The organism is Enterobacter sp. Sphag1F (assembly GCF_014193275.1).
Taxonomy (GTDB): domain Bacteria; phylum Pseudomonadota; class Gammaproteobacteria; order Enterobacterales; family Enterobacteriaceae; genus Pantoea; species Pantoea symbiotica.
Genome location: NZ_JACHZD010000004.1, coordinates 333,371 through 348,009, shown reverse-complemented (window position 1 = coordinate 348,009; position 14,639 = coordinate 333,371). Strand labels below are relative to the sequence as shown.

The 14,639-nt window shown below is 56.7% G+C and carries 15 protein-coding genes; 3 read left to right on the top strand and 12 right to left on the bottom strand.

All coding sequences use genetic code 11. The annotated features are described in order from the left end of the window. Nucleotides 1-37: 37 nt before the first annotated feature. Nucleotides 38-2,185, bottom strand: a complete 2,148-nt coding sequence (locus FHW71_RS15140; RefSeq protein ID WP_179452186.1) for an ornithine decarboxylase — start codon at nucleotides 2,183-2,185, stop codon at nucleotides 38-40. Between the two features lie 208 nt (nucleotides 2,186-2,393). Between FHW71_RS15140 and FHW71_RS15135 the strand changes: the two genes are divergently transcribed. Then, complete coding sequence (locus FHW71_RS15135) at nucleotides 2,394-3,377, top strand: MDR family oxidoreductase (protein ID WP_179452185.1); 984 nt, start codon at nucleotides 2,394-2,396, stop codon at nucleotides 3,375-3,377. 393 nt (nucleotides 3,378-3,770) lie between these two features. On the opposite strand, the gene FHW71_RS15130 is transcribed toward FHW71_RS15135, so the two are convergent. From FHW71_RS15130 to FHW71_RS15110, 5 genes are read right to left on the bottom strand one after another with little or no spacing between them, the layout of a single operon-like run. Beyond that, nucleotides 3,771-4,550 (bottom strand): heme ABC transporter ATP-binding protein, encoded by a 780-nt coding sequence (locus FHW71_RS15130; protein ID WP_179452184.1) that lies wholly within the window; start codon nucleotides 4,548-4,550, stop codon nucleotides 3,771-3,773. Beyond that, nucleotides 4,547-5,545 (bottom strand): iron ABC transporter permease, encoded by a 999-nt coding sequence (locus FHW71_RS15125; protein ID WP_179452183.1) that lies wholly within the window; start codon nucleotides 5,543-5,545, stop codon nucleotides 4,547-4,549. The genes FHW71_RS15130 and FHW71_RS15125 overlap by 4 nt, the downstream gene beginning before the upstream one ends. Then, nucleotides 5,535-6,365, bottom strand: coding sequence for a hemin ABC transporter substrate-binding protein (locus FHW71_RS15120; protein WP_179452182.1), 831 nt, complete (start codon nucleotides 6,363-6,365; stop codon nucleotides 5,535-5,537). Before FHW71_RS15120 ends, FHW71_RS15125 begins: the two co-directional genes overlap by 11 nt. Next, the gene (locus tag FHW71_RS15115; RefSeq protein ID WP_179452181.1) at nucleotides 6,362-7,384 is read right to left on the bottom strand and encodes a ChuX/HutX family heme-like substrate-binding protein; all 1,023 of its coding nucleotides are present in this window, start codon (nucleotides 7,382-7,384) and stop codon (nucleotides 6,362-6,364) included. Before FHW71_RS15115 ends, FHW71_RS15120 begins: the two co-directional genes overlap by 4 nt. 48 nt (nucleotides 7,385-7,432) lie before the next feature. Beyond that, the gene (locus FHW71_RS15110; RefSeq protein ID WP_179452180.1) at nucleotides 7,433-9,766 is read right to left on the bottom strand and encodes a TonB-dependent receptor; all 2,334 of its coding nucleotides are present in this window, start codon (nucleotides 9,764-9,766) and stop codon (nucleotides 7,433-7,435) included. Between the two features lie 221 nt (nucleotides 9,767-9,987). Here FHW71_RS15110 and FHW71_RS15105 point away from each other — a divergent pair, with 221 nt between their 5' ends. Beyond that, complete coding sequence (locus FHW71_RS15105) at nucleotides 9,988-10,275, top strand: SelT/SelW/SelH family protein (protein WP_154192485.1); 288 nt, start codon at nucleotides 9,988-9,990, stop codon at nucleotides 10,273-10,275. A 60-nt stretch (nucleotides 10,276-10,335) separates the two neighbouring features. On the opposite strand, the gene FHW71_RS15100 is transcribed toward FHW71_RS15105, so the two are convergent. The 3 genes from FHW71_RS15100 to FHW71_RS15090 all read right to left on the bottom strand — a co-directional run bounded on the left by FHW71_RS15100 (nucleotide 10,336) and on the right by FHW71_RS15090 (nucleotide 12,124). Beyond that, on the bottom strand, nucleotides 10,336-10,875 hold the full coding sequence (locus FHW71_RS15100) for a PadR family transcriptional regulator (protein WP_061720252.1): 540 nt from the start codon (nucleotides 10,873-10,875) through the stop codon (nucleotides 10,336-10,338). 89 nt (nucleotides 10,876-10,964) lie between these two features. Beyond that, complete coding sequence (locus tag FHW71_RS15095; protein WP_179452179.1) at nucleotides 10,965-11,747, bottom strand: siderophore-interacting protein; 783 nt, start codon at nucleotides 11,745-11,747, stop codon at nucleotides 10,965-10,967. Nucleotides 11,748-11,980: 233 nt separating this feature from the next. After that, nucleotides 11,981-12,124 (bottom strand): hypothetical protein, encoded by a 144-nt coding sequence (locus tag FHW71_RS15090; protein ID WP_162129952.1) that lies wholly within the window; start codon nucleotides 12,122-12,124, stop codon nucleotides 11,981-11,983. On the opposite strand from FHW71_RS15090, the gene FHW71_RS24145 reads away from it, so the two are divergent. Then, on the top strand, nucleotides 12,125-12,181 hold the full coding sequence (locus FHW71_RS24145; RefSeq protein ID WP_137386906.1) for an SEC-C metal-binding domain-containing protein: 57 nt from the start codon (nucleotides 12,125-12,127) through the stop codon (nucleotides 12,179-12,181). 195 nt (nucleotides 12,182-12,376) lie between these two features. Here the strand turns inward: FHW71_RS24145 and FHW71_RS15080 are convergent, their stop codons facing one another. The 3 genes from FHW71_RS15080 to cydB all read right to left on the bottom strand — a co-directional run bounded on the left by FHW71_RS15080 (nucleotide 12,377) and on the right by cydB (nucleotide 14,638). Beyond that, nucleotides 12,377-13,243, bottom strand: coding sequence for a helix-turn-helix domain-containing protein (locus FHW71_RS15080; protein WP_008107201.1), 867 nt, complete (start codon nucleotides 13,241-13,243; stop codon nucleotides 12,377-12,379). Between the two features lie 221 nt (nucleotides 13,244-13,464). Further along, nucleotides 13,465-13,632: a DUF2474 domain-containing protein gene (locus tag FHW71_RS15075; RefSeq protein ID WP_179452178.1), complete on the bottom strand. Its 168-nt coding sequence runs from the start codon at nucleotides 13,630-13,632 to the stop codon at nucleotides 13,465-13,467. Nucleotide 13,633: 1 nt separating this feature from the next. After that, nucleotides 13,634-14,638: a cytochrome d ubiquinol oxidase subunit II gene (cydB, locus tag FHW71_RS15070; RefSeq protein ID WP_008107197.1), complete on the bottom strand. Its 1,005-nt coding sequence runs from the start codon at nucleotides 14,636-14,638 to the stop codon at nucleotides 13,634-13,636. Nucleotide 14,639: the final 1 nt, after the last annotated feature.

Below are 14,639 nucleotides of genomic sequence, written 5' to 3'. Positions count from 1 at the left end.
GCCATTCATGGCGACCTTTTTAATAATTACGCAAATCTCACACCATCATATTCGCCACTAAACACAAACGCCCGCTCTCATCTTCTTCGGTGTAAACCCCTTGCAGCTCCGGCGAGAAACCCGGCAGCAGGTTGATGCCCTCTTCCAGCGCGAGGAAATAGCGCTGCACCGCGCCGCCCCACACCTCGCCAGGCACCACGCACAGCACGCCCGGCGGGTACGGCAAGGCGCCTTCGGCCGCAATGCGCCCTTCGGCTTTGGCAATCGGCACCAGCTCCACTTCGCCACGAATATAGGCCTGATGCGCATCCTGCGGATTCACTTTCACCGGCGGGAAACAGGCTGAACGGAACATCGCTTTCTGCAGATCCTTAACGTCGAAACTGACGTAGAGATCGTGCATCTCCTGACACAAGCGACGCAGCGTGTAACCCTTGTAGCGTTCAATATTCTTGCGATACACGCTCGGCAGCACTTCCGCCAGCAGCGCATCCTCGCGCACGTGCTGCTCAAACTGCACCAGCATCGCCACCAGATGCGCCATCTTCTCCGGCGTTTCCGCTGGTGTCAGCAGGAACAAAATCGAGTTGAGGTCGCACTTCTCCGGCACGATGCCGTTCTCGCGTAAATAGTTGGCCAGAATAGTCGCTGGAATCCCGAAGCTGGTGTACTCACCGCTGGCGGCATCGATGCCCGGCGTGGTAAGCAGCAGCTTGCAAGGATCAACCAGATACTGTTGTTGCGCGTAACCTTCAAAGCCGTGCCATTTCGCACCCGGCTCAAGGCTGAAGTAAGCGGGATCGGCGGCGATAGCTTCCGTTTCCGCCGCTTGCCACAGCTTGCCGTGGACATTCTCCGGCAGGAACGGCTGGATCATCTCACAACGTTCCAGAATCGCTTTGCGCGCATCAATGCCGATAGTGACGCACTCGTGCCACATGCTGCGTCCCGCCTCGCCTTTATGCATGCGGGCGTTGATATCCAGCGCGGCAAACAGCGGATAGAACGGGCTGGTTGAGGCGTGCAGCATAAACGCATTGTTGAGGCGCTTGTGCGGACAGAAACGCTTCTGCCCACGGATGTGATTGTCTTTCTTGTGGATCTGCGACGTCTGCGAGAAACCGGCCAGCTGCTTGTGCACCGATTGCGTGACAAAGATGCCCGGATCGTTCTCGTTCAACTCCAGCGTCAGCGGCGAGCAGCCCGCCATCAGCGGGATAAATTGCTCGTAGCCAACCCACGCCGAATCGAACAGGATGTAATCGCACAGATGGCCGATGCGATCGACCACCTGACGCGCGTTGTACACCGTGCCGTCGTAGGTGCCGAGCTGAATAATCGCCAGGCGGAAAGGTCGCTGATCGTTGGCGCGCTCGGGTGCCACTTTGGCGATTTCTTCACGCAGATAAGCATCGTCAAAACAGTGCGCATCGATGCCGCCGATAAAGCCAAACGGATTGCGCGCCGCTTCAAGATACACCGGCGTCGCGCCCGCCTGAATCAGCGCGCCGTGATGGTTGGATTTGTGGTTGTTGCGGTCAAACAGCACCAGATCACCGCGCGTCAGCAGCGCGTTGGTCACCACTTTGTTGGCGCTGGACGTGCCGTTGAGCACGAAGTAGGTTTTGTCGGCGTTAAACACTTTCGCCGCAAACTTCTGCGCATCTTTGGCTGAGCCTTCGTGGATCAGCAGATCGCCGAGCTTAACGTCGGCGTTGCACATATCAGAACGGAAGACGTTCTCGCCGTAGAACTCATAAAACTGACGTCCCGCCGGATGTTTGCGGAAGAAAGCGCCGCCCTGATGTCCCGGACAGGCAAAGGTGCTGTTCTGCATATCGACGTAGCGCGTTAGCGTGTCGAAGAACGGTGGCAGCAACTCGGCTTCATAGGCCTGCGCGGCGTCTTCCAGCGCATCCCACTCTTCTGGCGCGCCGTTGATTTCACCGGTGACGCCGGGCAGCTTCAGCACTTCTTCATCGAACGCATTGGCGACAAACACCGGCAGATTAAAGCCGATTTTGCGTAACAGCGTCAGCACGCCACTGCGCGTGTCCGACAAGGTGATCACGACCGCAGCGACATCGGTAAAGTCGGTATTGTCCAGCGTCACCACGTCGCGCGCAGTGTTCAGACTAAGGGTTGGCGCTACAGCAACGCTGGCAGCAATTTTCAATGGGTTCATAACACAAATCCCTGAGAGAGGATGAGTGGGTGCCGATGGCACAGCAATGAGGAGGTTTCCTCGGCGAAGTAAATCTGGGAGTTGATCACTAACTGGGGCGCAATAATGTCATCTTTTTTTTGCGGGAACAACCCGCGGCGGGTAAGGGTTGGGTAAGGCAAAAAAAGGAGTACTATTACCCCACTTTCCTCAACCAGCCGGAGGCTGCATGTTCAAGGCATTGGTCATTGAAAATGATGAACAGGGATACCGCACATCCCTGAAAGATCTGTCAGAAAAACAACTGCCCGATCAGGATGTCACCCTCGAAGTAAGCTACTCCACGCTCAACTACAAAGACGCGCTCGCCATCTGCAACAAAGGCCCGATTGTGCGGCAATTCCCGATGGTGCCGGGCATCGATTTTGTTGGCCGGGTGATCAGCAGCCGCCATGCCGAATGGCAGCAGGACGACGTGGCGCTACTCACCGGCTGGGGCGTAGGCGAGAAACATTGGGGCGGACTGGCGCAGAAAGCCAGCGTTTCGGGCGACTGGCTGGTGAAAGTGCCTGCCGCACTTAGCCCGCTACAAACCATGGCGATTGGCACCGCTGGCTTCACCGCCATGCTGTGCGTACTGGCGCTGGAAAAACAGGGCATCACGCCGCAGCACGGCCCGGTTTTGGTGACGGGCGCGAGCGGCGGCGTTGGCAGTTTCAGCGTCAGCTTGCTGGCGCGTCTCGGCTATGAGGTTATTGCTTCCAGCGGTCGCGCCAGCGATAGCGATTACCTGATCAACACGCTTGGCGCCTCGTCGATTATCGATCGTGCAGAGCTGAGCGAGCCGGGCAAACCGCTGGCGAAAGAGCGCTGGGCGGCGGCGATTGATAGCGTCGGCAGCCACACGCTGGCCAATGTGTTAGCGGGCATCAAGCGCGATGGCGTGGTCGCGGCGTGCGGCATGGCGCAGGGTTTGGATCTGCCGACCAGCGTCGCGCCATTCATTCTGCGCGGCGTGGTGCTAGCGGGCGTAGATAGCGTGATGTGCGCGAAACCGCTGCGTCAGCAGGCGTGGCAGCGCCTGGCGGAACTGGTGGATGGCGACCTGTTGCAGCAGTTAACCAAGGTGATTCCGCTGAGCGAAGCGCGCGAAGGTGCCGAGCAATTGTTAGCGGGTAAAGTACGCGGACGTTTGATCGTCGATTGCCGCTGATGTATTCGTAGGGTCGCCATTCATGGCGACCTTATACACATCAATCACGGCCAGGTGGGCATAAATGCCCACCCTACAAAACCCTGCACGTAGGGTCGCCTTTCATGGCGATCTTATACACATCAATCACGTCCTGGTGGGCATAAATGCCCACCCTACGAAAACCCTACGTGCATAAATGCCCACCCTACAAAACCCTGCACGTAGGGTCGCCATTCATGGCGACCTTATACACATCAATCACGGCCAGGTGGGCATGAATGCCCACCCTACGAAAACCCTACGTGCATAAATGCCCACCCTACAAAACCCTGCACGTAGGGTCGCCATTCATGGCGACCTTGTACGCATGAATCACCACCTGGTGGGCATAAATGCCCACCCTACGAAACATCATGCGCGCAGCTGAATCTGCGGCCTGCCCTTCTCATCCTGCAGCACCACATCCAGCTCCGCCTGATACCAGCGCGTCAGCGTGTGTTCAGTCATCACTTCTTGCGGCGCGCCTTCCGCCACTAACTTGCCCTGATGCAGCAACAGCACGCGATCCGACCACAGCGACGCGAGATTAAGATCGTGCAGCACAGTACAGACGCTGAAACGCCCGTTGCGCGTCAGGTGATGTAGCAAACGTAAACTGTGCTGCTGCCAGAACAGATCCAACGCAGATGTGGGTTCGTCGAGAAACAGCCAGCCGCGCGGACCATCGTCATGCCACAGCTGAGCCAGCACGCGCGCCAGCTGCACGCGCTGCTGTTCACCACCGGAAAGCGATCGATAATCGCGCTTTGCCAGCTCAAGGCTGCCGGTTATCTGCATCACTTCTTCGATTACCGCTTTGGATTGACCGCCCGGCCAGGGCGCACGCCCCATCGCCACCACATCGGCGGCGGGCAGCGGAAAACTCACGCTATTTTGCTGACGCATCACCGCGCGGCGCTGCGCCAGCGGTTCGCGCGGCCAATCATTTAGGGGCCGATCGCCGAGCCAGCATTCACCCGCTTCAGGCGTGAGAAACCCGGTGAGTAAACGCAGCAGCGTGGATTTCCCCGCGCCGTTGGGGCCGATCAGCGCGATCATTTCGCCAGGCTGTAAAGTCAGGGAAACGTCGTCGATCAAGGCGCGTGAGCCGTGGCTAAAACGCAGTCCGCGCGCCTGCATGCAGTCACTCATTCATCCCCCTTGGGCTCTCGCAGAATCAGCCAGAGAAACCACGGGCCGCCCAGCAGGCTGGTTAACAAGCCAACCGGCATTTCCGCCGGCACCACCACCGTGCGCGCCAGCGTATCGGCCAGCAGCAGCAAAATCGCGCCCGCCAGCGCCGAACCCGGCAGCATCCAGCGATGATCGCTGCCGAGGCAAAAGCGCATCAGGTGCGGCACCACTAAACCGACAAAGCCGATAATGCCGCTCACCGCCACGGCGGTGCCCACCAGCAACGCGCTCAGCACCAGCAGCTGACGCTGCGTGCGCTTCACGTCGATGCCCATGTAATGCGCATCCTCTTCGCCGAGTTGCAGCAAGTTGAGACGACGCGCGCGCAGCTGAATCGCCACTAATGCCGGCAGAATCAGCACCGCGCACACCAGTAAACTCGGCCACTGCGCCGCGCTCAAACTGCCCATGCCCCACAGCGCCAGCTGACGCAGCTGCTGATCGTTACTCAGCCACGACAGCACGCCAACCGCTGCGCCACACAAGGCGTTGATGGCAATGCCGACCAGCAGCAAGCGCGAGAGATTGCCCAGCGCCAGACGGCTAAAACTGAAGATCAGCAGCGTCACCACCAAACTGCCCAGAAAGGCAGCGAGGGTTGGCAGCCACAGCGCCAGCAGCGGCGGCAAGCCGAGCGGGATGACGATTGATATCGCCACCGCCAACCCCGCTCCGCTACTGATGCCGAGCAAACCGGGATCGGCCAGCGGATTGCGAAACAATCCCTGCATCACCGCGCCGGATACCGCCAGCGCCATGCCGAGCAACACCGCCAGCAGCACGCGCGGCAGACGGATGTTGATCCAGATTTGCCACGCCATATCGCTGAGCGGCGCGCGCAGCAAGGTGCGCATTGAAAGCGGCATCGCACCGAAGTTGGCGGCCATCAGCATTAATATCAGCGTGCTGATGGCCATCAACAGCAGCCAGCGCATCACGACATTATTCGCCATGTTTTGGTTTTGCTGCTTCAGCGGCGTGTCGAAGCTTAATAATGGCGCCCGGCGTATCAAGGCCAAAGCTCAGCAGCGCCATCTCATCGACCACCAGCAAAGCGCGATGCTGACCGGCTGGCGTCAGTGCCAAACCGGGCAGCGCCCACACTTTCTCTTCGCCGCCCAGCGTACGCAGGCCATCTTCACCCACCACGATCAAATCCGGTGCTGCTGCGACCACACCTTCCTGCGACAGCTGCTGATAGTGCGGCACCGCCGCCATCGCATTGATCAGACCCGCGCTGCGAATTGCGCCGTCCGCGCCAGTTTGCGCGCCCGCCGCCTGGGTGCGCATGCCGCCGTGCGCCATGATAAACAGCACTTTAACGGGCAAAGGCTGTTGCGGGATCTGCGCGCGCTGCTTGTTGACCTTTTCGATCAGCGCGTTGGCTTCATCTTCACGATGCAGCGCCTTGCCGATGGTGGCGATTTTTTCCGGGATGGCGTCGAGGCTGTTTTTGCCGGTAACATCCACCACTTTCACGCCAGCCTGCTCCACCTGTTGCAACACCAGCGACGGTTTTGCCAGCTCGCTGCTTAGCACCAGCGTCGGTTTCAGCGCCAAAATCCCTTCGGCATTCAGCTGACGCATATAACCCACATCCGGCAGCTTGTTGGCCTGCGCCGGATGCTGGCTGGTGCTGTCGCGCGCCACCAGATCCTGCTGCGCATCCAATGCGTAGATGATCTGCGTGACGTCGCCGCCAATCGAGATCACCCGCTCGGCCGCAACAGCCGGCAGCGCCAGCGCAGTCAGCAGCAACAAAAGTTTTTTCATGCTAACGCCTCCAGCGACATCACCTGCTCGCGCCAGCGTGCCTGCTCCGGCGTGCCTTCGCTGCGCTGACCATACAGCTGCGCGATCTGCGTGCCGTCAGCGGCAAACAGTTCCAGACTGGTGACGAAGCCGTCGCCGCTTGGTTTGCGCGTCACCCAGCTTTCGCTGATGTGATCCGCCATCAAATGGAGCGTGAAGGTCGGATTGAAGATGTTGATCCAGTTATCCATCGGCATCAGCTTCTCTACCGCGCCGGTGAAGATCTGCGTGCAGCCACGGTTGCCGATGAAAATCATGATTTCGTTGCCATCCTGCTGCGCCAGATCCAGCAACTGCGCCAGCGAGTCATTGCTCACCTGACGCGCCAGATCGTCCGCCACCGCGCGGAACGCCTGCGGGCGCGAGATGTTGTGACGCTTCAGCAAACCAAAGAACTGATGCACATCGGTGATGGCGCGCCATTCGGCTTCCACTTTGCTGGCATCAATCGTACTGCTGTATTGCGGCGCGCTGGCGGGTTGCGGATCTAACGCCGCCGCACTCTCCAGCACAAATTCCGCAATCAGCGCATCCCACGCGGCGAAATCGGTGTTGTCGGTGGTGTAGATTTTCAGCACCGCATCAGCGTGGCGATCAAAAATCTGGATGCTTTGACGTTCTCCGTGAGCGCTCTGCTCGCGCAGGAAGAACGCGCTGTGCCACTGACTCGGGAACAGGCGCTGATCTAGCGCACGCGGGTTGAGAATCAGTCCGGCGTGTTCGCCGAGGTGCAGGTTTTCATATTTGCCCACCTGCTCGTGGACTGCATATTCATTGCGGGTAATGCTTTTGGTTTCACCTACCGCCGCCAGTGCCGCCAGCAGCGCAGGGAAATCGGCTTTTAACGCTTTTGCATCATGGCCGACACGCGCTTCACACAGCAGCGCTTCGCCAATGCCCATCAATGCCGCGAGATCGCGGGCGTACTTTTTCGGATGCTCGCCTTTCAGCGCCAGATAGTGATCGTAACGTGGGTTCATTGCCTTGCTCCATGAAAATGCCCTGCGCTGCCGCAGGGCGAAAAGGGATTAGAAATCGACGTTCACACCCAACTGGAAGGTGCGGCCTGGCATCACCGCCAGGTTGATGTCGTTGCGTTCCTGGGCATTGCTGCTGGTCAGCGTGCGGCTGCTGGTGTAATCCCAGTATTTGCGATCGGTAATGTTGTAGATGCCGCCGCTCAGCTTGACGTTTTTCGTCGCCTGCCAGTAAGCCGTCGCATCCACCATGCCGTAACCCGGTACGCGCATATATTCCGAGGTGGAATCAGTGATAGCCGTGCCGGTGTTGGTGTAGCTTTCGCGGTTGGTCGCCGTGGCCTGCTTGCCTTTCACGAAAGTGGCGGTCAGCGCTGCGCCGTAGCCGCGCGCTTTGTCATCCCACGCCAGACCCACAATCGCTTTCAGTGGCGCGACGCTATCGAGATCGATGTACTTGTCACCGGCGTAGCTGGACTTGGATTTACCTTCGTTATAGCCCAGCGCAAAGGTGCTGCTCAGGCCATCGACCTGCGGGAACCAGGTGCCGTAATTCACTTTGGTTGAAATCTCAGCACCATAAATGTAGGCCTTATCGCGGTTTTCAGCCTGATAGCTGGTGTAGATGTTGCTCGGTACGTTGACGAACATCTCCGGATTGGCCGAGCGACGATAGCGGGTGTAAGCGATGAAGTTTTTGTACTGGTTGTAGAACACCGAGGTATTGACCGTTACGCCTTCAGTCGCCTGGCCTTTCAGGCCCCACTCGAAGTTGTTGCTGGTTTCGGTTTTCAGATCGGTGTTACCAATCAGCGCATACTGCGCGCTCCCCGCGTAGCTGGAGCCAAGGTTCCATGAACCATACAGCTGGCTGGTGGTAGGGAACTGCACGCCGCGTTTATATTGCAGATAGGTGGTTAGCGCTGGCGTTAAGTCGTACTGGAAGGTCAGCGATGGCAGCACTTGCGTATCGGAGTTGGTTTTGCCGTACAGCGCATCGACCTGCTCTTCGGTCAGCACCGTGCTGCCGTTAGTCAGATCGCCCAGATCCTTGGGTTTGGTGCTTTGATACATCACGCGCACGCCGGGAATAACCGCGAAGTTGTGGCTATCAACATCGAAATTGATCTTATCTTGCAGGTAACCTGCCACCGCGAAGGTGCGGCTGTCAGACTGCGGCTGCGTGATGGCGCTGAAAGTACTCGGCGTTGGCTCCTGACGGAACGGACGCTCGCTGTTATCCAGGCGCGCGTTGACACCGGCACTCAGCTCATGGCGGCCAAGCGTTTTGGTGCCGCGCGTGTCGAAGCCATAGGTATCGACGTTGAAATCAGAGTAAACAAAGCCGTACTGGCTGGCGCTGGTTGGCAGATACGTATTGTCGTGCGCCTGCGTTTGCTGCCAGTAAAGGCGCGTGGTCAGCGTATCGATAAAGTCGTTGTACGGCGTCCACTCATCCGCCAGATTGATGCCCCAGCGGCGCGTATCACTCTGCTGCTGCGCGGTGCCCCAAACGGTGTTGCCGCTGGTGTCCCAGGTATCGTAATGGCTGTGATTGGTTTTGTGATAGTAATCGAAAGTAGCGCTCAGCTTGTGCTGATCGTTCGGCTGCCAGATTCCGGAGGTCATAAAGGCGTCAGAGTGCCAGTTGGCCGGATAAGCATCTAGCACGCCGCTGTTGTTCTCGGTTTCCTGACCATCGCGACGACTGTAAACAAACAGGCCGCGTAACTCATCATCGCCGGCGGCGGCGGTGATGCCGTTGTGCCAGCTACGATTCGATGAGTCGTAACCGCTCTGATAACCGAAGTAAGTATTTTTGTCGCTGCTAAGGTAATCGTCGGCGCTTTTGTTATGGAACGAGACGTTACCGCCAATCGAGGTATTCGGCTGATCCACCGCCGTGGCGCCCTTCTCGATATCAACGCTGCCGAACATGTAGGGATCGATGTAATCGCGGCCAATACCAAAGGTGTTGTTGCCGGTGCGGCTGACGTAAGGACGTCCGGTGGCATCGGGAATCGGAATGCCGTCGATATCCATGCCGACGCGGTTACTCTCCAGACCACGAATGTTGTAACCGGTATAGCCCGCGCGGTCGAAACCGCTTTTGCCGGCCGAGGATCCACCACTCGAACCGGTGGCGCTGATCAGCGGCTCATAACGCATGATCGAGCCGAAATCATTCGCACCGCGTTTTTGCAGCTCTTGTGCCGTGATGGTGGTTTTATTGCCGGCCTGTTGTTTTGGCGCGGTGACGGTGAGTACCGGTTCATTGCTGGTGCTGTCGCTGGCGGCAAAGCTGCAAGCGGCATGTATGGCTGAAGATAAGATGGCAACTTTGAAAAGACGTTGCTGGGCCGTTCCCTGAAAGAGTGAAGACATGCGCGAAATACCTGGTTAATTGTTAGTATTCGCTCACTTGCTTGCTGCCTGAAAGTACGGGCTTTGGTTAAAAGACCGTAAAAAAATATGGACTTATTTTATGTAATAAATGATGTCGACAGGAATGTAATGCAAGTGGTAATCATTATCAACTAGCAGTAAGCTAAGATGTATCTTGGACCGCACATTTTGTTAACTTCATTATCTAAACGAGACACGTTATGTCACAAAAACCAGCGATTACCATTCATTACTGCACGCAATGTAACTGGCTGCTGCGTTCCGCCTGGATGGCGCAGGAGCTGCTGCATACGTTTGCCGAGGATTTAAGTGCAGTGACGCTGAAGCCGGGAACCGGCGGCGTGTTTGAGATTACCATTGATGGTCAGGTGATTTGGGAGCGTAAGCAGGAAGGCGGATTCCCGGATGCGGCCGCGCTGAAGCAGCGCGTGCGCGATATTTGCTGGCCGGACCGCGCGTTGGGGCATGTGGATAAGAAGAAGAGTTGATTTGGGGTTGGTGCGGTTTTCTGGACGGTCGCCATGAATGGCGACCCTACGTTCGTCCTGCTAACTTTTGGCGATTTTTTCCGCCGCTTCGTGCAACGCGTTGATCACAATCTCCAGCGCCTCATCCGAAATATCTTCCTGCGCCAGACGATGATTCAGCGTGTGTTTGATCAGATGAATCGCCTGCTCAACCTGCGGAATGCTGCGGTTATTCACCAGAATCGCCAGCGAGGTTAAGCGCTCGATAATCGCATCCACATTGTCACGATTCTCCGCCAGCAGCGCCACGCCGCTCTCGTTCAGCGCATAGGCTTTTCGTGATGCCTGCGCATCGACCACGCGAATCGCATCCATCTCTTCGAGCAGCGTCAGGTTGGGATAAATAATGCCGGGACTCGGGGAATATTCCCCTTTGGAGAGCTCTTCAACCGATTTGATCAGCTCATAACCGTGCGCAGAACTGTTGGCCAGAAAGTGCAACATTAACAGGCGGATATCGCTGGCATCCAGCATCCGCTCCCGACGCTTCTTACGTGCGCCTGCACAGACGGTACGCTGTGCGTGATCGGACTGCCATGGAAAATCCCGCTGCTGTTTCATTGCCTTCCTGAGCGCTAATTAAGGGAGGTTGATAGTAGTCTGCCACCTGGCAAAATTCAACACAGGCGGCAGCGCGCGCGGCGTTTGCGTTATTTCTGATGCCAATAAGCTACGGCGCGCACGAAATCGGTATCTGCACCGCGTCCCTGGGTGAAGTAATCGCTCAGCAATTTCACCGCTTCGCCCTCGCCGGTCAGCCAGATGAAGTATTCAGTGGCGGGCAGCGCAATCTGATCCAGCTGTGCCGTTATCGGTGCCAGGTTATCGGCCTGCATGCTGCCGCTTCCCAACCAGCTCACCTGCACATTCGGCAAATCACCGAGATAATCGCGGCCGGTGGCTTCATCGGCATAGGCCAGCAGGTGAATGTCCTGCGCCTGGATTTCGCTGTAACGACGTTTAAAGGCCGGCAAACCGGTCTCATCGCAGACGTAAATCTGGCAGGAATAATCCGTTGGTATCACCAACGAACCGCGCGGGCCGCCCATCGCAATTTGATCGCCCACTTTGGCTTGGTTTGCCCAGCTGCTGGCAACGCCGCCATCGTGGATGTAGAAATCGATGGTCAGAGAATCGACGCCGTTAAATTCCAGCGGCGTGTAATCACGCGCGGCAGGACGCACGCCATTCGGCCAAACGATGCCTTCATCGGTGATTTGCGGCAGCGCCAGTTCGGCACCAGCATGTTCCGGGAAGAACACTTTGATGTGATCGTCAAACGATGGCGAGTTGAAGCCGGCCAGATCGCTGCCGTTGAAAACAATGCGCCAGAATTCTCCGGCAATCAGTGTCTTGCTGACCACGGTGATATGGCGGAAACGCAGTTCATTGCGCACGCGGCGTGGCGCGCGTTCGGAAGGGGTAGTTTGCAAGTGGTGTCTCCCTAAAAGATAGTGAAAGTCATTCTCATCTGATGGGGAGAGAATAGTTATGATATATCTTCGATGCAATGCCGAAAAATGCTATCTGGGTGTTTGGTCGCCAGAATGGTACACGCAATCACAAAGGTCGCCATAAATGGCGACCCTACGGCGAATGTAGGGGCGTCATTTATGACGACCTTCATAAAGGATGCAGCAGATGGGAATTTTGTGGCGGGACGAGATTAAGCCTGGTGATTGCCGCAGGTAACGAAACTGCCATCATCCTGGCTATGTTTCGGCAGCACATTGTCGCCGAGAATTTCATGCTGCGCGCAATGAGGTTGATGCGGATGCAGTCCGCCCGGCGGTGAAAAAGGCTCAGCCATCTGTGCACTTGCCAGCGAAGAAAACGCTACAAGCGCTGTCATGAGGAACAACGGTAGAAGTCGCATAATTTTTTTGTCTGTTCACTATAGCGGCCCGGAATGGACCAGAAATGCAGGTGATTATCCAGCCTGATGTGTGGCGGCTGGTGATTTACGCGGCCAATCAGGTTTCGATGAAGAATTTTACGCCGATTACGTCAGTGAGTTTATAAAATCGTGCGGTTTGTCACGGTTTACCGCACGAATTATGCATTACTTATCCGCCACCGGAATATAGAAGGTGCCTTGCAGCAGATCGGGCGTGCTGTATTTCAGATCCAGCTTGAGCAAATCTTTGCCCGCACGGCGTGCTACGCCCAGCGCTGGCAGGTGGTTGTAGTAAATCTCCGCGGTGAACGCGTTGATCTCTTCCGGCGCACCGTGCCAGTCAATCTCCGCATACAAACCACTTTCTCCGGTCCAGTTCTGCACGTTGCGCGGCAGTACATCGGCGTACTGACTTTCCAGCGCCTGGAACAGGCTGATGTGCTGCTGATCGGCAGAATGTACGCCTGGACTGAACTGGAAGCCCAGCCAGCCGCGATTCACGTGCTGACCAGCAAAAGCGATGAAGTCGCGCGTGTGCTGCGCCACCACATGGTTGTGGTGATCGATGTACTCCCCGAAGCGACATTCCCACTCAATCACTTCACCACACAGCTGAATCTCCGGCTTCTGCGCCAGACGCGCATTGACCCACTCGCGCTGCGTGGAGATGCGGCTGTGGAAATCCTTCATCAGCATCTCCGGAATGCGGCGATAGGCACCCGGCGTCATTGAGAAGTGACTTTTAAACACGCGGGTAAAATTCTGCTGATTATCAAAGCCAAAGCGCACCGCAATATCGATCAGCGGCATGCTGGTCAAACGCAGCGCCATCGCAGCCATGGTCAGACGACGTTTGCGCGTGTAGGACGCCAGCGTTTGCCCGGTCATCTCTTTGAACATGCGCTGCATGTGCCATTTGGAGTAACCGGATTTCAGGGTAATCAGATCGATGTTGAGCTCGTCGGTCAGGTTCGCTTCTATCCAGTCCACCAGATCGTTGATGTACTGTTTTTTTACATTCAGGCTGAGCATGATTTTGATGGTCGAATGAGGTGGTTAACGTAATGAATTTGCGTTATTCGTCACATAAATATAACAAAAACGTATTACTAACGTAAGGAAGAGTAAACGCACCGAAGCGGGAAAAGCATTAATTGCTTAGGTTACTAACGTTTTTTGAGGGTGGTAATAAAAAAGGTCGCCATGAATGGCGACCCTACGGTGATATCAGCGAGTTCTGTTAATGCCGGAACTCAATGCGAACGCATGCCCGCTGCCGTCATCATAATACGAAACAGTGATGCCACCACACCGAGTGCCAGCACGCTTGCGCCGTAAATGACCACCAGCCACATCAACTGCTTCCACCACGGAATCTTAGTTTCAGAGTGAGTTTTCATGTTGCTGACCTCGGTTTTCATATCAATGGTATCCTTCGTCGGCTTTGATTTTTCCGCGGAACACGTAGTAACTCCAGAAGGTGTAACCCAGAATGACCGGAATAATCAGCAAGCCGCCCACCAGCATAAACGCCTGGCTGCTCGCCGGAGACGCCGCCTGCCAGATGGTGATTGACGGTGGAATGATGTTCGGCCAGATGCTGATGCCAAGGCCGGAGAAGCCAAGGAAAATCAGCGCCAGCGTCAGGATGAACGGCGAGTAATGCGCTTCACGCTTGATAGCACGCACAATCCCCCACGAACACAGCACCACCAGCACCGGAACCGGCAGGAACCAGAACAGGTTCGGACGCGAGAACCAGCGCTGCGCGATATCCGCATGCGTCAGCGGCGTCCAGATACTGATAATGCCCACCACCAGCAGCAGCGTCAGCGTCAGCGGTGTCGCCAGCGCAGACATCTTACGGTGCAGGTCGTGTTCGGTTTTCATGATCAGCCAGGTACAACCCAGCAGCGCATAGGCAATCACCAGACCAACGCCGCAGAACAGCGGGAACGGCGCTAACCAGCTCATCGCTGAACCCGCATATTCACGGCCAACCACCGGGAAACCATTCAGGATAGCGCCAACCGCCACGCCCTGACTGAAGGTGGCCAGCAGTGAACCGGCAATAAACGACTTATCCCAGAACGGACGGTGTTCTACCGTAGCTTTAAAGCGGAACTCAAAAGCGACACCACGGAAGATCAGGCCAATCAGCATTGCCGTCAGCGGAATCGACAGCGCATCCAGCAGCACCGAATATGCCAGCGGGAACGCGCCGTACAGCGCCGCGCCGCCCAGCACCAGCCAGGTTTCGTTGCCATCCCAAACCGGGGCAACGGTGTTAACCATCATGTCGCGTTCGATGGGATCTTTGTTAAACGGCAACAGCAAGCCAATGCCGAGATCGAAGCCATCCATCACGATGTACATCAAGGTGCCAAACACGATGATGGCAAACCAGATAATTGAAAAGTCGATCATG